This window comes from Candidatus Methanoperedens sp., assembly GCA_012026795.1.
GTDB lineage: Archaea > Halobacteriota > Methanosarcinia > Methanosarcinales > Methanoperedenaceae > Methanoperedens.
This window is the reverse complement of the sequence record VEPM01000011.1, coordinates 26994-48464: the sequence shown is the minus strand read 5'-3', so window position 1 is coordinate 48464 and position 21471 is coordinate 26994. Positions and strand designations below refer to the sequence as shown.

The 21471-nt window shown below is 41.7% G+C and carries 25 protein-coding genes; 10 read left to right on the top strand and 15 right to left on the bottom strand.

The window, feature by feature from the left end; all coding sequences use genetic code 11:
- Positions 1 to 62: 62 nt before the first annotated feature.
- On the bottom strand, positions 63 to 1157 hold the full coding sequence (gene aroC, locus FIB07_06100) for a chorismate synthase (protein NJD52425.1): 1095 nt from the start codon (positions 1155 to 1157) through the stop codon (positions 63 to 65).
- Positions 1158 to 1201: 44 nt separating this feature from the next.
- On the opposite strand from aroC, the gene FIB07_06095 reads away from it, so the two are divergent.
- A complete protein-coding gene (locus tag FIB07_06095) occupies positions 1202 to 1405 on the top strand; it encodes a 4Fe-4S dicluster domain-containing protein (GenBank protein ID NJD52424.1) in 204 nt (67 codons plus the stop codon).
- Between the two features lie 25 nt (positions 1406 to 1430).
- Here the strand turns inward: FIB07_06095 and FIB07_06090 are convergent, their stop codons facing one another.
- Entirely contained in the window at positions 1431 to 2216 is a 786-nt protein-coding gene (locus tag FIB07_06090; GenBank protein NJD52423.1) for a hypothetical protein, read from the bottom strand.
- 106 nt (positions 2217 to 2322) lie between these two features.
- Between FIB07_06090 and FIB07_06085 the strand changes: the two genes are divergently transcribed.
- A complete protein-coding gene (locus FIB07_06085) occupies positions 2323 to 3213 on the top strand; it encodes a dihydroorotate dehydrogenase (protein ID NJD52422.1) in 891 nt (296 codons plus the stop codon).
- Positions 3210 to 3956: a dihydroorotate dehydrogenase electron transfer subunit gene (locus FIB07_06080; protein NJD52421.1), complete on the top strand. Its 747-nt coding sequence runs from the start codon at positions 3210 to 3212 to the stop codon at positions 3954 to 3956. The genes FIB07_06085 and FIB07_06080 overlap by 4 nt, the downstream gene beginning before the upstream one ends.
- A 178-nt stretch (positions 3957 to 4134) precedes the next feature.
- Here FIB07_06080 and FIB07_06075 read toward each other — a convergent pair whose 3' ends face one another.
- Complete coding sequence (locus tag FIB07_06075; GenBank protein ID NJD52420.1) at positions 4135 to 4842, bottom strand: hypothetical protein; 708 nt, start codon at positions 4840 to 4842, stop codon at positions 4135 to 4137.
- Positions 4843 to 4938: 96 nt separating this feature from the next.
- Here FIB07_06075 and FIB07_06070 point away from each other — a divergent pair, with 96 nt between their 5' ends.
- On the top strand, positions 4939 to 5805 hold the full coding sequence (locus FIB07_06070; GenBank protein ID NJD52419.1) for a hypothetical protein: 867 nt from the start codon (positions 4939 to 4941) through the stop codon (positions 5803 to 5805).
- Positions 5806 to 5816: 11 nt separating this feature from the next.
- Here FIB07_06070 and FIB07_06065 read toward each other — a convergent pair whose 3' ends face one another.
- From FIB07_06065 to FIB07_06055, 3 genes are read right to left on the bottom strand one after another with little or no spacing between them, the layout of a single operon-like run.
- Complete coding sequence (locus FIB07_06065; GenBank protein ID NJD52418.1) at positions 5817 to 7061, bottom strand: NAD(P)/FAD-dependent oxidoreductase; 1245 nt, start codon at positions 7059 to 7061, stop codon at positions 5817 to 5819.
- A complete protein-coding gene (locus FIB07_06060; GenBank protein ID NJD52417.1) occupies positions 7061 to 7219 on the bottom strand; it encodes a 4Fe-4S dicluster domain-containing protein in 159 nt (52 codons plus the stop codon). The genes FIB07_06065 and FIB07_06060 overlap by 1 nt, the downstream gene beginning before the upstream one ends.
- A complete protein-coding gene (locus FIB07_06055; GenBank protein NJD52416.1) occupies positions 7216 to 9330 on the bottom strand; it encodes a S1 RNA-binding domain-containing protein in 2115 nt (704 codons plus the stop codon). The genes FIB07_06060 and FIB07_06055 overlap by 4 nt, the downstream gene beginning before the upstream one ends.
- Positions 9331 to 9448: 118 nt before the next feature.
- Here FIB07_06055 and FIB07_06050 point away from each other — a divergent pair, with 118 nt between their 5' ends.
- Positions 9449 to 10474, top strand: coding sequence for a hypothetical protein (locus FIB07_06050; protein ID NJD52415.1), 1026 nt, complete (start codon positions 9449 to 9451; stop codon positions 10472 to 10474).
- Between the two features lie 477 nt (positions 10475 to 10951).
- Here the strand turns inward: FIB07_06050 and FIB07_06045 are convergent, their stop codons facing one another.
- The 9 genes from FIB07_06045 to FIB07_06005 all read right to left on the bottom strand — a co-directional run bounded on the left by FIB07_06045 (position 10952) and on the right by FIB07_06005 (position 17727).
- Positions 10952 to 11491 carry a hypothetical protein gene (locus FIB07_06045; GenBank protein NJD52414.1) on the bottom strand — a complete coding sequence of 180 codons (540 nt, stop codon included), beginning with the start codon at positions 11489 to 11491 and terminating at the stop codon, positions 10952 to 10954.
- Between the two features lie 4 nt (positions 11492 to 11495).
- Positions 11496 to 12050: a hypothetical protein gene (locus FIB07_06040; GenBank protein ID NJD52413.1), complete on the bottom strand. Its 555-nt coding sequence runs from the start codon at positions 12048 to 12050 to the stop codon at positions 11496 to 11498.
- 353 nt (positions 12051 to 12403) lie between these two features.
- Complete coding sequence (locus tag FIB07_06035; protein NJD52412.1) at positions 12404 to 12802, bottom strand: hypothetical protein; 399 nt, start codon at positions 12800 to 12802, stop codon at positions 12404 to 12406.
- Positions 12803 to 13075: 273 nt separating this feature from the next.
- Positions 13076 to 14278 carry a 12,18-didecarboxysiroheme deacetylase gene (ahbC, locus tag FIB07_06030; GenBank protein NJD52411.1) on the bottom strand — a complete coding sequence of 401 codons (1203 nt, stop codon included), beginning with the start codon at positions 14276 to 14278 and terminating at the stop codon, positions 13076 to 13078.
- A gap of 68 nt (positions 14279 to 14346) precedes the next feature.
- Positions 14347 to 14616 carry a hypothetical protein gene (locus tag FIB07_06025; GenBank protein ID NJD52410.1) on the bottom strand — a complete coding sequence of 90 codons (270 nt, stop codon included), beginning with the start codon at positions 14614 to 14616 and terminating at the stop codon, positions 14347 to 14349.
- A 107-nt stretch (positions 14617 to 14723) separates the two neighbouring features.
- Positions 14724 to 15323: an ATP-dependent Clp protease proteolytic subunit gene (locus tag FIB07_06020; protein ID NJD52409.1), complete on the bottom strand. Its 600-nt coding sequence runs from the start codon at positions 15321 to 15323 to the stop codon at positions 14724 to 14726.
- Between the two features lie 203 nt (positions 15324 to 15526).
- Positions 15527 to 16384: a DUF2099 family protein gene (locus tag FIB07_06015; GenBank protein ID NJD52408.1), complete on the bottom strand. Its 858-nt coding sequence runs from the start codon at positions 16382 to 16384 to the stop codon at positions 15527 to 15529.
- 42 nt (positions 16385 to 16426) lie between these two features.
- Entirely contained in the window at positions 16427 to 17287 is an 861-nt protein-coding gene (locus FIB07_06010; protein NJD52407.1) for a DUF2099 family protein, read from the bottom strand.
- A gap of 158 nt (positions 17288 to 17445) precedes the next feature.
- Positions 17446 to 17727, bottom strand: a complete 282-nt coding sequence (locus FIB07_06005; GenBank protein NJD52406.1) for a winged helix-turn-helix transcriptional regulator — start codon at positions 17725 to 17727, stop codon at positions 17446 to 17448.
- 137 nt (positions 17728 to 17864) lie between these two features.
- Here FIB07_06005 and FIB07_06000 point away from each other — a divergent pair, with 137 nt between their 5' ends.
- The 5 genes from FIB07_06000 to FIB07_05980 all read left to right on the top strand — a co-directional run bounded on the left by FIB07_06000 (position 17865) and on the right by FIB07_05980 (position 21442).
- On the top strand, positions 17865 to 19319 hold the full coding sequence (locus FIB07_06000; protein NJD52405.1) for an aspartate ammonia-lyase: 1455 nt from the start codon (positions 17865 to 17867) through the stop codon (positions 19317 to 19319).
- A 106-nt stretch (positions 19320 to 19425) separates the two neighbouring features.
- On the top strand, positions 19426 to 19605 hold the full coding sequence (locus tag FIB07_05995) for a hypothetical protein (protein NJD52404.1): 180 nt from the start codon (positions 19426 to 19428) through the stop codon (positions 19603 to 19605).
- Between the two features lie 162 nt (positions 19606 to 19767).
- Complete coding sequence (gene nikR, locus FIB07_05990) at positions 19768 to 20190, top strand: nickel-responsive transcriptional regulator NikR (GenBank protein NJD52403.1); 423 nt, start codon at positions 19768 to 19770, stop codon at positions 20188 to 20190.
- Positions 20177 to 20752, top strand: a complete 576-nt coding sequence (locus tag FIB07_05985) for a hypothetical protein (protein NJD52402.1) — start codon at positions 20177 to 20179, stop codon at positions 20750 to 20752. The genes nikR and FIB07_05985 overlap by 14 nt, the downstream gene beginning before the upstream one ends.
- 6 nt (positions 20753 to 20758) lie before the next feature.
- On the top strand, positions 20759 to 21442 hold the full coding sequence (locus FIB07_05980; GenBank protein ID NJD52401.1) for a hypothetical protein: 684 nt from the start codon (positions 20759 to 20761) through the stop codon (positions 21440 to 21442).
- Positions 21443 to 21471: the final 29 nt, after the last annotated feature.

Below are 21471 nucleotides of genomic sequence, written 5' to 3'. Positions count from 1 at the left end.
GATCGCCGTGATTGACATGCTTTGCGTTCTTTGCGAACTTTGCGGTTTAAAATCGTTCATAATCATCCCATTGCAGAAGTTTTTACGAACCCGCCTCTCATCATCATATCAACAAGCACAAGCGCCACCATCGCTTCCGCGACCGGCACGATGCGCGGCGGGATAGAAGGATCATGGCGGCCTGTTATCTTTATCCGGGTATCCTTCATAGTCTTAAGGTCTACTGTGTGCTGTTCTTTTGAGATCGATGGAGTGGGCTTTACTGCGATCCTGCAAACTATTGGTTCACCATTGCTGATGCCTCCAAGGATACCGCCTGCATTGTTTGTAAGAGGCTTTGGCTTACCATCCTGCATCCCGACCGGATCATTCATCTGGCTGCCTCTCATAATTGAACTCTTAAATCCCATGCCTATCTCTATGCCCTTCACAGCGCCTATACTCATTAATCCCTTTGCAAGTTCAGCGCCCAGCTTATCAAATACAGGCTCACCTACCCCGGCCGGGACTCCGAGGCCAATAATTTCAACGATCCCGCCTACACTATCGCCCTCGCTTCTGGCTGCATGGATCATTGCCTCCATTTGCAATGCATCATCCATATCCGCACACCTGACAGGGTTTTTCTCCGTATTTTCACGGATATGTTCTATATCGGTTGTCTTTGCGCGAATTCCTCCGATTTCAACTACATGACCTAACACTTCAACGCCATTAATACCGAGGATTTTCTTAGCAATTGCGCCGGCTGCGACACGTCCTATCGTTTCACGCGCTGATGATCTCCCTCCCCCCCGCCAATCGCGGTATCCATACTTTAATTCATAAGTCATATCCGCATGTCCCGGGCGGGGAGTGTCACGAAGCGCCTCGTACTTGCTTGAATCAACATCATTATTTCGCACAAGTATCGATATCGGCGCGCCTGTGGTCTTTCCCTGGAATATGCCTGATAATATCTCTGCTTTATCCTCTTCCTTGCGCGGGGTTGTTATATCGCTTTGCCCCGGACGCCTGCGGTTTAATTCTTTCTGGATATCAGACTCATCAAGTAAAAGGCCGGCAGGGCAGCCGTCAACGACAACACCGACGGCAGGGCCGTGGCTCTCGCCCCATGTTGTTATCCGAAAAAGTGTACCAAAAGTATTTCCAGACATGCGCTTTAATTTAGTATTATTGTTTATATATGTGCTTGGCCATGATAGACATACTCATTGATGAAGAAAAATGCACAGGATGCGGGGAATGTATAAGGGTTTGCCCGAAAGGGCCAAGGATTTACAGGCTCGTTAAGAAAAATGGTAAGACTGTTGCAGAAGTTGTGGATAAAAGTTTCTGTATCGGATGTACAACATGCGTGGCATACTGCATACCAAAAGCAATAAGGCTTGAGCGAGGGTGGTAACATAATGCCGGCTTTCGTTCAATCGTTAGGCGTGTGTAACAATTCCGGTTATAGTTCCTGTCGGCTTCTTAACAAGTTCAAAATCCTGCATTACAACTACGCTTGAAGTTGTTGAGACAGTGGTACTATTCGGGTAATATTCAGGATCGAATTTAACCGTAATATCATATGTACCATCAGGAACAGCCAGTGAGTAGAACCCTGATGCATCAGTCGTTGTTGAAATGCTGGTGTTGGTGAATATGTCCACACCGATGATACCTGCTTTTGTGACGCTATCAAGTACTGTACCATTGATATATCTTATCGATGTATCAGAAGAGCTGTTAATATTTACATTCCCGTTTATTACATTAGCCGGTACATAATTCCCGGCAGGATCAACAATCTGTACACTGGAAAGATATATCCCGGCCTGTTCATGCGAACCTGTGGCAGTAACGTTGATGGTCAAAAACGTTCCGGGAGAGGATACATTATAAGGACCAAGAATAGCGCTGTAAACATTTATTGATGTAACGCCTGGATTATTTAATATAACCGTGTTGAATAATGTACTGGCTCCGTTTTGTTTAAAAAACTCCCCTTCTATGACATTATTTAAGGAGAGCATGGAATTGTTAAATTCGACATTCAACTGCGCACCTGCAATTTCTGGTCCCTGTGGGTCTATTGTTATATTCAAATCAAATATGTCACCCTGAGTCACTGTCTGGTTCAGGGGAATGATTTTTACTTCAGCAGCAGATACCTGGTTAATAATAAATGTTAATGAGAATAACAGTATTATGTATTTGATATTGTTTTTCACATTTTATAGTTCTTTTGAACATGGATATGAATTTCATGGCATTAAAATTTTGAGCCAGAGTCCCGGATAAAAAAAGCTAAGTACGGTCTAAGCATGGTTAGTATTAATGCTTTCACTAACTTTAACGGGCCTGAACCTAAAAAATCCGCTACTTCTTGCAGCAGGAGTCATGGGGACAACAGGCGGCTCACTAAAGCGGATTGCGGATAATGGGGCAGGCGCAGTCATCACAAAATCCCTGGGGATTGAGCCAAAAACAGGGCATGCTAATCCGAGCATGGTTGAAGTGGATTGCGGTTACCTGAATGCAATGGGTCTTCCGAATCCTTCTTATAAGAATTTCCAGCAGGAAATTGATATTGCGCGGGATTCGGGCATCCCCGTGATCGCAAGTATTTTCGGGGGATGCGCTCTTGATTTTTCGCAAATCGCAGGAGCCCTGGATGCTGATGCGTTTGAGCTGAACGTAAGCTGCCCGCATGCCCACGGATTTGGCGCAGAAATCGGTACAGACCCAAATCTTGTGGAAGATATTACGATTGCGGTAAAAACCGCTACTGATAAGCCGGTCTGGGTAAAATTAACGCCCAATGTCACAGATATAAAGAGTATTGGATTGGCAGCCCAACGCGGGGGTGCTGATGCAGTTGTTGCGATAAACACTGTGAGGGGGATGGCAATAGATATCGAAAGTGGTTATCCTGTACTGGGAAACAGGTTCGGGGGTCTCTCCGGCCGTGCAATAAAGCCGGTTGCAATAAAATGTGTTTATGATCTTTACGATGCTCTTGATATACCTGTAATTGGCGCTGGCGGGATTTCGGACTGGAAGGATGCGGTGGAATTCATAATGGCAGGAGCCCTTGCAGTCGAAATTGGCTCTGCTGTCGGGAATAACATCAATGTTTTCAAAGATATATCAAAGGGTATGGAAACATTCCTGGCAAAAAAAGAATGGACATTAGATGAAGTTTGTGGGATGGCGCATAAAATATGAAACCTGTGAATGCCGTAATAACAAAGGTAGTTGAGGAAACACCAACAATAAGGACTTTTTTCTTTGATACCTCTTTTTATTCTGAGCCTGGCCAGTTCGTAATGGCGTGGATACGCGGCGTTGATGAAATCCCGATGGCTCTCTCCTATGATAATGCGATTACAGTCCAGAAGGTAGGGCATGCAACATCAGAATTGTTCAAACTTGGCGAAGGCGACTCAATTGGCATCCGCGGACCTTTCGGAAACGGGTTCCAGCTGAAGGGAGATCATATTTTGCTGATAGCAGGCGGGGTAGGGGCTGCGCCTCTTTCGCCTCTTGCTGAAAAAGCAAGTTTACAGGGGCTAAAAGTCACAACTCTTCTTGGCGCAAAGACAAAAGAAGAACTGGTATTCATGGAACGCTTTGAAGCAGCAGGATCGGTGATGGTCGCGACAGATGATGGATCTTCTGGAATACACGGATATGTGACCGGGTTGATACCGGAACAGGAAAATTATGACCGGATATATTGCTGCGGCCCTGAAATTATGATGAAAAAGGTGCTTGATAAAGTCGAGCCGGGAAAAGCACAATTCAGCCTCCACCGCTATATTAAATGCGGAATCGGGATTTGCGGGGCATGCTGCGTGGATGGCCTGCGCGTATGCAGGGATGGGCCTGTGTTCGGAGGGGAGGTTTTAAAGAACAGCGAGTTCGGGGTTTACAGGAGAAATGAGTGTGGGGAGAAAGTGAGAGTTTAAGAGAATAAGTACTTCACAAACACCAATCGTAAGCTATAAATACCATCGTTCGTATATATACGAATTGCAGTGGACAGGAAAAAACCTTTTTAAGATACCACCACTCCCCAACCTGTCCACTCACTCCTATACTAAATTCCCGATTTGAAATTTCAATACGATCATATCCCGGATTGGATTAATCACTTACCGAATATGTCACCATCTTCCTGTCCAGTCTCTTATCCGCAGGATCATCTTCCACATCAAAATGCGGTATTCCATATTCTTCATTCATTTTCAAAACAATTGTCTCAAAGTCAGAACCAGCCATCAGTTCCCTGATCAGTATCACCACAGGCCCGATTATCATGTAGTCGCAAAACCATTTATGCAAAATAAGGTCAACACCATTGCCCCCGATATAGTTCCTGAATGCATCCTTATAATACATTTCACTCTTGCAGCAATCAAGATAGTACAACTGGTATGGTTTCCTTTCCGAAAGATCAAATCCTTCTTTCATTGCATCAGTAAAATAAATCACATCATCGCTCAGGCTCAGATGTTTACCATATCCCGCGTGCGTTTTCAGGTATATGAGATCCTCGTTAGCAAGACTTTCGCGCCATGTTTCCTGCAGGTTCCCGCTGAAATTACGGCCAAGAATAAGATGTATTCTTGCCTTTATTTTCTTATTATCGTAATCGAATGTTTTTTGATACTCCACAAACCCGCGTTTGCTATCGGTCAATCTGAAGCCGATCGATACCAGTCTTCGCCTGGCTTCAAGAAAAACTTTAAAGTCAAAATTTGCACCCAGGGGGTCAGGACCTATAAGAAGAGTTGCATTGAATTTGCCCTCGCCAAAGAGCATGTCATATTGTGGGGCGATTCTTTTTGCCATGGCTGATGTCATTATGAAAAAAGGATAATATTTAACTTGTGTTCATAAAACCTATATGAATGTTCATTGAAGAATATACATATCCGGAGGTATATTATGATTTTTTTTAATAATTTTCAAGAAAAAATCCGAAATATCCTTAAAAAAATAGGAAAAGGAAACGCAAGCGAGTCCAATATGGCATCTCTTTGCGAATTACTTGATGACCACCAGGATTTAGTACCGGAAGCCATAGGGTTACTCAATGACATATTGACAAAAGGAAACGTAAAAGCGTTAAATTCTGCAATTTCAGCCTATGACAGAATGGCACAAAATCATATCGGGGTAGCACATTATCAGGTAGATGTTATCGTAAGCTGCATGAGGGATAGGAGAAATGACCTGCATGAAAACAATATGTTGAATATCCTTGAAATCCTTTCAAAAATAGCCCCGAAATACCCGGATCGGATGAAAACCGCAGTCCCTGAACTACTTATCACCCTTGAAAGTACGAATGCAAAAAGCAGGGAGATATCTTATTTCATACTTAGCATCCTTGCAGCCACCCATCATGAGTTTTTCAAAGACCGGTCAAAAGAGATCATCCGGATTCTAAACGGTCTCAACGTGGATGAGAGAATATATGCTATCAGGTTAACGAAACAACTTGCCCAGAAGGATCCGGCAATAGTAGCAGATACATACGACCTGTTAGAAGATTTGCGCCTTAATCATCCGGACAGTAATTTGCGCTCAGAGGCCGGATTTGCAATGGATAAACTGAAAGAAGCAGTCCAACAGGAACCTTTGCAATCAGCGCCAGTGAAGAATATACGAAAACCAGAGCATCTTGTTGGAAGAGCTGAAATGTCCGATAATCTTTTTTCAGGATTATCCGAACTGATGGCCCCGGATAAAGAGGAAATGATAGATCTTTTGAAAGGAATGAATCTCAAGCACCTGATTGTTAGTAAATAACATTTTTCAAATCAGGATGAGCCTTCGCATATCCCGATCTCACCCATCATATTCCTGACACCGAGCGCCACACCCTCCACCTCTATCCCGCCCTTTCCTTTGGCGCCATCGCCTACGATATACAGGTTCCTGACAGGAGTCTTATTCCCGTTATCGGTTCCTGATGATGCCCTGTTGACAGGCCATCCGCTGGAATATGATTGGATCAAAAGCACTTCGTATTTCTTACCAGGGAAAAGCTGCTTCAGGTCAAAGAGTCCAAGATTGATCTCAGATTTCAGGTCATCTGTAATAATTGCCTGGTGAGACATCACAAGATGTTTTCCAGGCGGTGCAAGAGATGGGTCTGCATTTGTAACTTCATTGATGCCATTTATCCTCCTGGCGTATGGTGTAAAAAACACACCGCTATGGCCTATCAACGCTTCATCCGAGGAAAGACATATTTTGATTCCTTTTGAAGGTTTGACATTTGATATTTTATCTAAATATTCCTTATCCCTGCACTCATACAATTTGCTTGTCCCAGAATGTCCTGTGTCACTGATCACAATGTCAGCATCAATTGTTTTTCCATTAACGATGACACCTTTTGCATGTTCATTTTCGATGATTATTCTTTCAACACCGGATTGTGAATAAATCCTTCCCCCATTTGATCTTATTATCCCAGAAAGCGCATCTGTTACAGCGCCGCATCCACCCACCGGGATTCCTGAGCCTTTGTAGAGATACATATTATCGATTATTTCAAGCATCTCCCGCGCCGGGACATCCTTTGCCGCAAGGCTCAATGCCCAGCCGCAAAAAGAATCAGCAAGCTTGAAAAGGAATTCATCATCAAAATATTTCAATACCCAATCCCTGAATGATATATCGCTTTTTGGTTTGTATTTCAGGGAATACGCAAGAACAGTCCCGAGTTTCACCTGCTTTGTAAGTGTAAGTTCATTCCGGAAATCATGAAACGAGATTATTTCTCTGTTTTCTTTCTGGATCACTGCCATCGGCGAAGAATCAATGATGGTTACATCCGCACCCACTTCTTTTAACATCTGTGCCAGGGGCCCGCGCGAGCCATGAGGTATCATGTGAAGAGCGCCAGTGCTGAGTTTGAAACCTTTATAAGGAAGATTTGTAAACCTGCCCCCAATAAAAGGAAGGCGCTCAAAAATCTCAACATCGTATCCGGCTTTTGTGAGTTTTGCTCCGGCAAGCAACCCGCCAAGACCCGCGCCAATAACTACTACCTTCATTACGCCTCCGAAATTGCACATTGGGGGCAATAATCAACGCATTTGCCGCATTCTGTGCAGTTCTCATTCATGGCAGCGCGGCCAAATACATTAATTGCATCAAATGGACAATATGCAGCGCACTGGCCGCATCCCACGCAATCATCGTTTATCTTCATTCAACCCCTGCCGCTCCTATTTTCTCTGCAAGTTTTGCAAGCACTTCTTTTCTCATCCCTTCCACGAATTTAATGCTTCCCACCACAAGATGCCCTCCACCGCTTACGCCAGCGCCTTTTATCTCGCTGTGAAGTTCTTTCACCATCTGGGGGATGTTCATCCTGACGCCTTTTGAGCGAAGCACTGCAAAATCAGGCCCGTATCCGATGGTGACTAAAGGCTGTCCTGCATGCTGGTTACATAACCTGTCATGTATCTCCCCACTTGTCTTTCCAGGAGGCGGGAACGTAAATTTATGTGCAAAATTCTCAACGTCGATCACGTTCATTATTGTCCCGTTAGGCAATTTCTGCGTTTTAACATTAGGCATTGATGCCTCAAGCTGTTCGGTAATTGCAGCATTTGCCTGCTCGTTCAATAAATTCACGATCTTTTGATGTCTTACATTCGAATTAAGATTAAGGATATCATTCATTATCCCCCTTCCATCGTTGAACCTCTGCCAGAATGCCTCATAATCGATTGCAAGAGCCATTTTCCTCAGATCCTCGATCTTATATTTATCTGCCACAAGGGCTTTGTAACTATCAGCTTCAGGTGCAGACGACCTGTCGCCCATTGCTGAAACCGCAGGAAGGTGCTTTATTTCTTCTGTCACATCAGGGTTTATCATTCTTGCGATTTCAGTACCGATCATCCCTGTTGTTAATCCATAATCCCCGCCTGCATAAGCAGGGTTCACATGTTCAAGAACCATGCTATCGATAGACCCGTCCGGGTGATGGTGGTCAATGACCATGATATCAATTCCATAAATAACAGCCTGTTTCATGGAAGGCATATCTTCCTCTGTCGCCCCGTTATCCATCAACACTACAAGCGGCATCTTCTGGGAAAAACGCTCCTGGTCCTCAAGCGCAAAAGTAATATCTTTTGTCACATCCTCTATCTCATAAAAAGGCGCTTTGGAAGGAGAGCGCCTGAAAAAGTGCCGGTCAGCATCAGATCCCCCGATTTCCCTGATAAGAGGCAAAATGGCACGCTCAATTGCGATAGCAGATGTTATTCCATCTGCATCAGCATGATGTCTTATGATTATTGGCCTGGATTTATATACAGCTTTCATTATAAGCCTGGCAGCGTTTTTCATCCTAGGTTTTAACTTATCGAGTATATCACTTTTTACAAGGAACTGGATTTCGTGGGGTTGGACGCGTTTGTCTATGGCTGCTTCGATCTGCTCTTTTATTCCTGCGGCATCCTTTCCTCCCAGCTGTCTTATGGAGCGGATCTCAACCTGCAATGCGCCATTTCTCATGGAAGGTTCCCCAATGACTTTAACAATCATCTCGGCCTTTATCTCCGGATATGCCCGTTCTCCTGCTTTTTCAAATGCCGCGCACTGGACTGTCCCCTCCTCATCTGAAATGGAAAATATCGTGGGACCTCCGGTCTGCTTTATCTGGATGACCTCACCTGAGAGGTGGATGAGTTTCCCGAGGAACTTTGTGAGCTCTATGGTCTTTCTTCTGGGAAGCTGTTTTTCAACATAAATTACCTGGTATTCTTTCGCACTCCTGAGCAACAGTTCGATATTGCCGTTCTGGGCAATGTTTTTTACTTCGACGAATATCTTGTCCCCGATTTCAGGAGTATAACTCAGATTGCTTGAATGAATAAGCCCCCGCATTTGTGGATTCAGGTCAACGAACACACCAAAATTGGCATGACCCTGCACTTTTCCTTCGTAGATCTTCCCGATCTCAAGTTCACGTATGTCGCATTCGGTACCGAGGATATGGACATATTGTTTTTTGGCGCAGTTTTCACACAGTTCTCCCCTGCCTGTAATTTCTATCCCGCATACCTTGCATGTGATGAATTTCCCCCGCCCTCCGCACGCTTTACAGGGTTCTGTCACCGAGAATTTGCCTGTACCGAAACATTTTATGCACTTTATGCCACCACCCATAAGGGCACCAAGGTCTTTTTCAGAAAGTCGGTCAAGGCTTATGGATTTTGGCTTACCAGTACCTTTGCAGTCAGGACATTCCCTTTCACTGAGGATTATAGTCCCTGTGCCTTTACAGTCTTTACATTCAGTAGTCATAGATTTGAGTGATAGATGTGTTCAGGGGTGAAATAGGTTACGCGGGGATTATGTTTGATGCAAAAGAAAAAGATATTTATCCCCTTACTATCATCGCTTATAGTGAGTAAATAAAATCATGAATACTGACCAGCCACCTTCTCATCAGGAATGGAAAGCCCTTTATGAGGCAACTATTGAATTCAAAAAAGCTGCTCCCTGGGACTGGATGCACGATATTGATATTTTCGGGGTACAGGATCCGGTAAGCGGTGAAATAGGGTACTGCTGCATCATGGGCGCAGCAGGAGAACATTATGCCCTTGGAGTTTATTTAGGCGCAGAGGGACTTGAAGGAATAATGAGGATCGTCTCAGGTGATGTTTCTCCTTACGATGGAGAAGCACTTTTTATTCAGAAATGCCTGATGGCATCCTTTGAGGATAGGAAATACTTACAAAAAGAAGACCTTCAACAAATAAAAGCTCTTGGTTTGAAGTTCAGGGGAAATAACGCATGGCCCATGTTCAGGAATTATACGCCGGGTCTTGTTCCGTGGTTTCTGACAGGAAAAGAGGCCGTGTTCCTTACACTTGCCCTGCAGCAGGCAGTTGAAGTTTCCCGGCGCTTTCAGAAGGATCCCGATATGCTCAATCACTCACCAGGCGAACAATATCTGGTTCGTGTTCCCTTGCAGCAGGGTGTGAATATTTTATGGAAGGATGAGTGGATAGAACCCACATTTCCTGAAAGAAATGACTTTCCAGTAATGGCTTTAGATGAAACAATTTTGGAGAGATTGAAAAAAGTAAAATTCCAGCAAAAAGGGGTATGGGAAGTTGACTTTTTTTATGTGCCTGCACCCATAAAAGAAAAAGAGGAAAGGCCATATTATCCTTATATGTGTATTATGGTTGAACATAGATCTGCATTTGTTTTTTACTTCCAGATTGAAAAGCGGGAAGAATTCACCTTAAAATTCCCTGATAAGTTCGTCAGTTTTCTTGAAGGTGCAAAGATCAAACCTAAAGAATTTCTGGTTAAACGCGATGAAGTCTATGTATCACTGGAACCTTTTGCTGCAATGCTGGGCAGTAAAATTAAAATGGTCGAGGACCTGCCCATGCTTGAAGATGCCCGCAGAAGCATGAGAAAGTTCATTTGATGAGCGTATCAAGAAAGCAATAAGAGAAGATATGTTAGAACGGGTAAGAGAAAAATCTGGCTTTAATAAAGAAGATTCCTTTTTCAAAATGCAAACTTTCCGGGCATCCAGAGACTTATCAGAAGAGCATGATGAAATATATGACGAAAAAATATGAAATAGAGCACGCATTTACTCATCCGTAAATATGGTTCTGTCAAGTCTATGTTTGCTGATAGATGTTGTCAAAACTCAAATAACTCAAAACAGGAAGTACAGCCACATTTCTTTTTATTTGGAGTCTTCACAGTAATAGCCTAGCATGGAATCTATAACCTGGGAATCTAAGCCATGCACAATTATACCATAATCCTCATTGTCACCATGCCAGTGAACTCTCTATAAGGTTTGGATAGGCATACCAACCACCAAAGTTAGTAAACTCTGATTATGAAAAAACCTGACCTTCCTATTTGTCAAGTAACATTATAAAATCATTCATCGCAAACATTTAGTTGCATATTCTGGATATGCATCATGGGCATAATTAACTATTTCAATAGTTCTTTTATCCTTAAATTCTTCTTTTAATTCAAGTAGAACGGTCTTAATTGAATCTGGCAACACCCCCCATAATTGCGCTGCCTGCTCATTATCCTTATTTATGTAGTTTTTGAATATATGGTCTTCTGGGGTTGTTCCCATTTGTAACTCAAGTTTACCCTTAGACACCAAATCCTTTAATGCATTTTCAACTACGTTAGAGTATGCACCATAATTATGCGGATACCATGAAAAAATACCTGAATCATTAAGACCTATACGTTCCCCAAAAATACATAATTGTTTAAATATTGGTGTTTTTTTCAATGAATTACCATTTAAATGTAATAATACCAAAACCCAATCATCTGGAGTGAAATCCACTACTTTCTTTATATCTTCCTTTGTTCTATTTCTAATTTCATTTCGTTTCTCCCATTCTTTGAAAGCAATAGAACCACTTTCATCTTCCCAATCAATTTCATCCCATGACATAATTTTACGACCATTCATTTTTATAATGTTCTAACATCCCTGACCTATATTTTATACCTTTTGAAACTAGTGTTTCAAGCAGATGCAACCCATCGTCTTGGGTTATTATTTCCTTTCTTACGCATTCTCTTATAATATCAATGTGGTTCATAACCCTTAAGCCTTTCTGCTTAGCGATAGTTTTTGCATCCTTTTCATCTATCAAAACGAAAGCGCTTCCAAGTGATAATTTAGCTTGTTCTCCTTTGACAATCACGTATGCTTCGGTATAATGTTGTTCCGGTTCCCATGTTTTTGCATTCATAGCTATTTCTTGTGCAATTGGAATCACGCTATTCATCACAGAAGAAATAAAAAAAGGAGATATGATTATATGTCCTTCATTCTGCATTTCTTTTACCTTATTCTTTAGTGGGGGTTTTATTTCGTTTATAACTTCAGTGGGGATCACCACTTCAAACCCTTCTTCTGGAAACAATGATGGTATTAAATTTAGCGCATTGGCCATTCCTAAGTTAATTAAGGGACTTGTATTAGAAATCACAATAGTTTTTTCCACATTCTGAATTAGCAATTGGTCTTAATATACCCTATGATTGAATGTGTTTAATATAAAACATGGTGTGAAAAAAGTGTGGATCTGCATATACAGTATCAAAGGGTGTTGAATAATAACCCAAAAAGCCACACATAGCCACTTTTGTTTTTATTCACACATCTTATTTTAATTTATAGGGCACGAAATTAAAGGGCAGTTTACTGTGTTTCTGCTGGTTTTTGATGATAATTGAGGATATGGGGATATTCCTGATATTTTAGATTGGAAACGGGTTTATTTGAAAGAATTTTAAAAATTTACTATACTCTCAATAGTGTATATTCACTATTGACGCGTCTTTGTCGTGAGGGGAGTTATACAACATCATCCTCTTTAGATGGGGATGAGAAACTTAAATCCTGTTTAGAAAGCATGTTCTTGAAGGGGAGTCGTGGCAAAACAAAAATCGGGACTATCATGATAACAAACAATCCCCCTAACCCCCAGTAGAATTCTGGAGTCCCTTTTAAATCAATTATTTTAAATAAAGAATATGTTGCGATTGGAGCAAATGTTAAACAATAAATTACAAAAGGCAACATCTCAGGAGCAGTTCTTTGAAAAAGAACTCTCATTTTCAATTGAGATTCTCTTCTTGCTTCTGCATCATACCTTTTCTCAATTGCTTCAGAAACTCTCTCGATTTTTTCAATTTCCTTTTCAGATAAAGAAGTAGTATCATCTATGTATTTATCCTTATATTTTCCAGCCATTTGTTTCGCCTCTATTATGATTATAATAATAATAGTATTCTATATATGTATAGTTATCTATAGAATTATTATTGACCTGATGAAAAAATGAAGCTCATCCTCAAAGACAAGCGCACCGTCTGGCTTGAAAAGATATAGGAATGAGAAGCAACGGTTAAATTCAAAAATGTTTTACACTTTTGAGCTTTGATTGTTCCAGAGTATCAAAGATAAATAACTATCCGAGCAAACGTAGACTTGACAGAACCCATGAATATTACTTTTATTCTATTTCTATTTCATTTCATCATACCCGATCTCTTCTTTTGTCAGGTAGCAAGCAGGGTCATCGGCCCAGACGTTATTATATATCGCTTCAGCCCTCACGCGGAAGTTCCCGTTGCAAATATCGAACCATTTGCAGTGGGCGCACCTGTCAGAATTTGCCTTTATAAGAGGCTTGCGGTTCTTGAGTCCTGCCATTAATTCATTGGTGGTATCCATCCATATCTCGCTGAATTTCCGTTCTTTCACGTTGCCAAATGAGTAGTGCCTCCAGAACTGGTCTGCATGAACAGAACCATCCCAGGAAACGCAGCCTATACCGATGCCTGTAGAGTTGCCCTGGTTCATCTGCAATAATTCAAACACTTCTGCGGCGCGCTCCGGGTCTTCTTTCAGGAGACGGAAGTAAACATACGGGCCGTCGCAATGATTATCAACAGTCAGTACTTCGATCGGAAAGCCTCTCTCATGGAGCGCCCGGGTCCTGTCCATTATAATATCAAGGGTTTTCCTGCTTTCCTCATGCGAGAGTTCCTGCTCAACCATTTTTGAGCCGCGCCCTGCATAAACAAGATGATAGAAACACACTCTTGGGATATTTTCTTTTTCAAGAAGATCAAAAATAGCCGGTATATCCTTTACATTTTGTTTGTTGATCGTAAAACGCAATCCTACCTTGACGCCTTCTGCCAGGCAGTTCCGCATGCCATTCAGGGCAGCATCGAACGCTCCTTTTACGCCCCTGAACTTATCATTCGTTTCTTTCATGCCATCAAGTGAAACCCCGACATATGACAGGCCGATGTCCTTCAGGACTTTAGCCATTTTTTTATCGATAAGCGTGCCGTTCGTAGAAATGACCGCGCGCATCCCTTTTGACCTTGCATATAGCGCAAGTTCAGGAAGGTCTTTTCGCATTGTGGGTTCGCCGCCCGAAAAAAGAATAACTGGCGCGCCGAACTGTGCAAGATCATCAATAAGCTCCTTACCCTGCCGGGTCGTTAGTTCGTTCTTATATTCAATGTCTTTTGACCGGGCATAACAATGGACGCATTTAAGGTTGCAGCGCCTGCCCATGTTCCAGACAACGACCGGTTTTTTGTCTTTTGAAAATTGCAATAAATGCGATGGGAGTTTACCTGAATCACGCCCATACCGCAGAGCGTCTGATGGTTCAACAGTCCCGCAATAAAGTTTTGAAATGCCTATCATTTTTTTTCTCCAATATATGTTCGTATAAGAACGAATCTATTTTATATAAACCTATCCTGGTTACTTTATTAGGTTAAATCAATTAATAACCCTTTGTGTTCATCATATTTTATCAGGATACTTGAAGAATTTTGCGCAATTTCTTTTTCCACCAGTATCCTGATCCCGCCCTGCATGAAAGTTATATCTCCGGAAAGCGCTTTTTTGACAGGGATAATCTCAAAATGCTTGCAGCATCCGCCTCCGCCAATGAAAATACGCATTGCGGGTGCATTTTCTTTAAATAACTCTGTTCTAATGAGTTCGAGGGCAGCATCATCAATAAAAAGTTCTGTCATTTGTCTTTTTTGTCTTTTTTGTTCTCTGTTTTTATGTCAATTTTTAAGCTGTTTTAATCTTCGGCGTTTCAGAAGAATACATCTTATGCATATTAAAAATTTTTTATTTATAATACTCCTTCTCCAGCCCTTATTATTTTATCTATTATTCCATATTCCAATGCCTTTTCTGCCGTAAGGAAAAAATCCCGGTTCGTATCATTCTCGATGACTTCTATGGGTTGCCCTGTATGATAGACCAGGATATTGTCCAGAACTTTCTTGACCCTGTCCAGTTCTTTTGCCTGGATATCTATCTCAGTTGCCTGTCCCTGCATGCTACCAAGAGGCTGGTGTATCATTACCCGTGCATTAGGAAATGCCATTCTCCTCCCTTCTGTGCCTGCTGCCAGCAAAATCGCTGCCATCGACGCAGCTTCACCGATACAGATAGTTGCAACACTGCACTTCATGCACTGCATGGTATCATAGATAGCAAGACCTGCGCTGATCACACCTCCGGGGCTGTTTATATAAATACGGATGTCACCTTCAAAATCCTTGTCTTCCAGATAAAGAAGCTGCGCAATAATACTTTCAGCCATCTCCACATCGATATCACCACTTAGAAAAATTATTTGTTTATCCAGTAGATGAGAATACAGGTTCATTTGTCGAAAACCATGTGATGTTTGTTCGGATACATCTAATATGTGTGAATTTGCCATTATCCCTTCCCTCTATTTCGAACTGAATCCTGCTTAAGAATTGATATTCTTACAGCCTGTCAAGTTAACAATTATAAATCACTTGATAAATTCAGCGATGGAATGCAAATATAATATTTCCCTTGATACTAAATAAATGTTTATAACGTGGAATCAAAAGTTTGAATCGAATCTATCCTAAAAGTTAAGTTAGATGAACCCCTTCACACAAGCGGTCTTGATTGCATATCACCCGGTAAAACTGGTAATTCTGTTGTGTTTATAAGCATTTGGGAGTCGATTTCTTTTGCCCTTTCCAATAATAACCTCTTACCACGTTTTGTTAAGGCAAAGATAGGTATAGATACCCCGAACTGTGCAACTGCCTTGCCTGCCACACCGTTTCGGATATATCTGGACATACAACCTGTAGTAATATCAACAAGACGGGTAAGCTCTCTGGACTCTTCTTTTCCTATACCTGTTAAATGCACAGCAAAAGTAATAATGTCAACACCTTGTTTTGATTCAAGCTGTCTGCATTCTTTTGCTACTTCTACAGAAGACACGGGTACACCAATTTTTTTATGACCGAGTTCAATTGCTTTTTTTACTCCCGCCACAGAATCCATTTTTGCACTGATCTGGTCCAACACGATCCCGCCTGCACATTCTACTCTTTTGATAAGTATTGGAATAGGACTCGTTTCCAACAATCCCGGCATCAAGGCGCCTATTCCCTGAACTAAATTGGGATTATTGGTTATGACAGTACCTGCCCCATCGCAATTAATGACACAGGAATCTATCAATCCCGCTTCTAGAGCAGTCATGAAGGTCTCAGAAGCTCCAAAGCCAACAAAGACATCCATATTAATTCTCCTGTTGGAAGTAAACATGCCAAATTCCCGTATCCTGTATTCAATATTTTCCTTTGCAACCTGGGAAGTGATTTTTTTTATACCTTTTACTTTGTCCCAGATAGGGCAATATCTGGTCAGGGGATTGCCGACATCAACCACTTTCCCATCTTCTATGGTGATGCGGGTTCTTCCCATTGCTTCTACAACATGTTTACTCATTGATATGATACTTTTGCGCACATATTTGTTTCTCCACAATATTTAAACTAATGGCTTTGGTTGCCTTTCGTCTGGCAGTTCAGGCAGCTTCGCTGTATTCACAAGAATCGAGTCGCTCACATCTTTTGCTCTTTCCAGGAGCAGCTCTTTACTCCGCTGCGTAATTGCGAATATAGGTATACCATTGCCAAACTGTGCTATTGTTTTACCCTCTATTTGTCCTCTTATCCACTTTGATGTGCAGCTTGTGGTCATATCAATAAGCCCGATAAACTCCTTTGCCTCATCTTCTGGCATAGCTGTTGTATGCACTCCAAAGACAATCACATCTGCGCCATTCGATTTCTCAAGCATGCGTATCCTCTTTAGGTCTTTAATATTTGTAACAGAGACCCCTATTTTTTTATATCCGGCATCAATTGCCCTTTTCACGCCTTCTGGTTGATCTATAGCAGCAGTGTCTTTATCGAGCACGATTCCTCCAGCGTGCTCGATTCTCTCTATAAGTTCAGGTATTGGAGAGGTTTCTACCAATCCTGAAATTTTTGCACCTATCCCCTGTACGAGTTTTGGGTTAGAGGTAATTACAGTGCCTGCACCATCGCATGCAGTTACGCATGCATCCAGCATCCCCTTTTTAAGGGCGGTCATAAATGTCTCGCTTGCGCCAAAGCCAACGAAGGTCTCCATTTCAATTGCCCTGTTGGCGGTGAACATGCCGAACTCTTTCATTCTAAGGTCGATGTTTTCCTTTACAATTTGAGGTGTAAATTTCTTTACGCCTGTTACCTTATCCCAGATAGGGCAGTATTCGGTCACAGGCTCTCCTACCTCGACTATCTTTCCATTTTCTACTACCACACGGGTTTTCCCCAATGCTTCCATTATGTGCCTATCTTTCATAAAATCACCTCGGCTTATGATGCCTTATTATCACTGTTGTTAATATCAGACTATAATGGTTGTTAAATAGGAAACAGAAGCAAAACATGCGGCAACCATTGCCTTACTGCGGTGATGCACATTGATTTATTTTGAATCGATGGGATACATATTATTGACTATAAAGGAATGCATGAAAAGTTAGCCACCTCGTCCACTGTGCTTGTGTGATTTTTTAGCCCATATAAAGTCTGGCGTGCGTCTCTATGTATGCGTTTTTCTATAAGTCCTTCTTTATCCAGTATATTCAGGGCATATCTCACAGTTCTGTTTGGAAGACCACTTTCATCTGCAATTTCTTTCTGAGTTAATAGCCCATTATAATCCAGGATTTTGAAAACAAACTTTGCAGACATAGCTAAATTTTTGAACCTCTTTATGCGCCAGTCTTCCCTGGCCATTATCTCTGTCCTGGCCTTAACAGAATTTACCATGCCATTTTATATTATTGCTGCCACACAATAAAGATTGTGTGTTTTTTGGAGAATCCAATAAGATTTTAAACGAACAAATAATATATGGCGAACAATAATATATGGTGCAACGTGAAGGAGTCAACATGAGCAGGATAGAGAAAGATAGTATCGGGGAAATCGAAGTCCCGGATAATGTTTTATATGGCGCATTTACAACACGCGCTTTGCGGAATTTCAGGATTAGCGGCATAAAAGCCAATCCTGATTTTATAAAATCACTCGCCATCATCAAGAAAGCATGCGCAAAAGCCAACATCAGGCTCGACATGCTTAATGAAACCATCGGGGATGTGATAATCCAGGCCGCAGATGAGATCATCGAAGGAAAATACAGGGACCAGTTCATCCTTGACGTGTTCCAGGCAGGCGCAGGCACTCCTTTTAATATGAACATGAATGAGGTTATTGCAAATGTTGCGACATTGAAACTTGGCGGTGATCCGGGAGAATATTCGAAAGTCCATCCGAATAACCATGTGAACATGGCGCAGTCTTCAAATGATGTTATCCCGACCACGATAAGATTAAGCGTCCTTCTATCACTCTTGCCCATGAAAAAGGAACTGGAAGAATTAATTACGGTATTTAAATTAAAAGCAAAGGAATACAACCATGTGATCAAAGTTGGCAGGACTCATCTTGAAGATGCCGTACCGATCAGGTATAGCCAGGTGCTTAACGGATATGCGGCATCACTTGAAAAATGCCTGGAACGAATCAAGACAGGCGAAAAGAGCATGCTTGAACTGAGTATTGGCGGTACTGCTGTCGGGACCGGCATAAACACACATCCGGATTTCAAGAAAAGGGTTATTTCGGAATTAAATAATCTTACAGGCTTTGAATTCCATTCAGGCAACAGCATCATGCTATCATGGAGCATGACCGGTTTTGTGGAAGTTTCCAATGCCCTGAGGATGCTTGCTATTGAATTGAATAAGATCTCAAATGACCTGCGCCTTCTTAATTCCGGGCCCAGAACCGGAATTTCGGAAATTGTCCTTCCAGAAGTTGAACCCGGCTCTTCCATTATGCCTGGCAAGATCAATCCTTCCATAGCTGAAGCCGTGAACATGGTATGTTTCCAGGTCGCAGGCAACGATCATGCTGTTGCAATGGCAGCAGAAGCAGGCCAGCTTGAGCTTAATGTGATGACACCGCTTATCGCATTTGACCTTTTATGGAGTATCGGGCTGCTGTCGAATACAATGAAGATGTTCCGTGAAGATTGCATATCGGGAATGATAGTGGATGAGAAAAGATGCAATGAACTTATTGAAAATAGTCATGCGCTTGCGACAGTGTTGAATCCATATATAGGCTATGATAAAGTGGCTCAACTCGTTAAAACAGCGCTGTTGGAAAATAAATCCCTTAAACAGGTACTTATTGAGAAGGATATTATCCCACGGAAATACCTGGATGAGATTCTTGATGCTATGAAGATGACAGAACCCGGGATAGTGGATAAAAGGATTATCTATGAAATTAAATCATACGGGAAAAAGGATGTATGATTTGAAGAATTTAACAGATTATAATTATTGTAGATTATAATCATTGTTGATTTCAAATAACTATAAATATTTAGAGTTATAATATTATTTTAAGGAGGCTAGACTAATGGATATATTTGAAGTATTATCCGCTGTCTCAAAGAGAAGAATTAACTTGATGAAAAGCGGCATAACAAAACATAAAGCCCTCATTAAAGCAGAGAAAGTTGTATCTAAAGAATATCATATATCATTACCCGATATACAGAAACTTGTCGGGGATAAGATCAAACCCAGAAGTTTATAAATATCACAACTTTTTGGGATCCGGACTTTGCATCACGAACATGTAATCCTTTTTTTTGGGTTTTAATACCCGATAGCGGAGTTCGGGTAAGATAGGGTTAAGGTTAATAATGAAAAGATATATCAACTCTTAAATTATATTTGAATCCAGGAGTCAGGATACATGGAACAGGATTTAGCAAGAATAGGCGTTTCTCTTCCCGAGAATTTACTTGAGAGATTTGATGAGATAATCACTAAAAGAGGTTATTCTTCAAGATCAGAAGGAATAAGGGATGCTATCAGGGGTTACATTCGTTATTATGCCTGGATGAGCGAAGTAGAAGGCGAAAGAGTGGGGACCATCTCGCTTGTGTACGACCATAACCAGCGCGGTCTTGTCAATTCATTACTTGACATAGAGCATGAATTCACAGATATAATCCGTTCCTCAATCCACATACACATCAATCATGATATGTGCATGGAAGTATTGATGGTACGGGGAGAGGGACAGAATGTTAAAGCTGTTACTGAAAAGATAATGACACTTCGCGGTGTAAAGCATGTCAAGTTAACAACCATTATTCCGGATGAAGAGATCTAAAGCTATGCGCGAATTTATTTTATATTCACGGACCGGACGAACCGATTCAAGATTCCCGAACCTGAGAGAAGCCGGGAGACTTGATGTTGTTTACCAGTCCATATTGATGTCGCTTTTCCGTTCACATGGTATTAGAAGAGATGTTACATTCCATGCATTACTGGGAGGACCCCCGAATCCACCGCTTGAACTCATGGTCGAAGGAGAAACACTCAGGGATGCCCGGACCGATGAAAAAACATGGGAAGATATAATGCGAAAAGTCCTCTCAGGAAGGGAACATCCGGGGATAACGGTTCGGAAAAACAGTCTTCAACACCTGGTAAAAGAGAAACGGAGCATATTTGTGCTTGAAGAATCCGGAGAAAGCATAAATACCATTGACCTTGGGAGCGACCCTGTTTTTGTCCTTGGCGACCAGGTGGGATTACCCAGGAAGGATGAAGAATTCGTGCTGAGGTATGGTAAAAAAGTCTCGATCGGGGAAAAAGCATATCTTGCTTGTGCATGCATTTGCATTATTAACTATATTCTTGACAGGAGAGAATCATTGCTAACTTGAACAAATATGTATACCATTCCATTACAGGCAATTGTGCTTTATCTGATCTCAGGATACTTACATCGCTCCCTATCGTCAATATCTAAAATTCTGTACATTCTTCTTATGCTTCCCGGAACGATCGCTCATGAAACCAGTCATGCATTAGCCGCTTTGCTCATGGGCTCACGTATCACAGAATTCAGCGTCATCCCGTCAGGAGACACACTGGGACATGTAGAATATACTGCTCCGAAGATACCCATCATCGGCAATGTTGCCATATCGATTGCCCCATTGATCGGATGTCCGGTAATATTACTTCTTATGAGCAGCTATTTTGGAGTTTATTTTGGCCTTCATCCAGGTTCTTTTGACATCCTGACTGAAACAAGATTTTTACTCGATGGAACTCATTCTTTCATAACAGGCCTGGATTACTTAAGCTGGAAAACATATCTTTTCCTTTACTTTGCACTAACCCTGGGAGCAGGCGCAGCACCCAGCAGAACCGATATCATAACCATGCTTCCAGGTCTGGTAGTAATTGTTACGGCATTCTATGCATTGAATTACTTCGGGGTCAAAATCCAATACCTGGATATAATATTCTCATCGTTAAGTGCATCTCTTTCCATAGCGATAATTCCATTACTGGCTGTGGCAGTCATTATTGGGATACTGGAGTTGATTACGATTGTAAGACCATAATGATCCTTATTTAAGAAAGGCAGATAAGT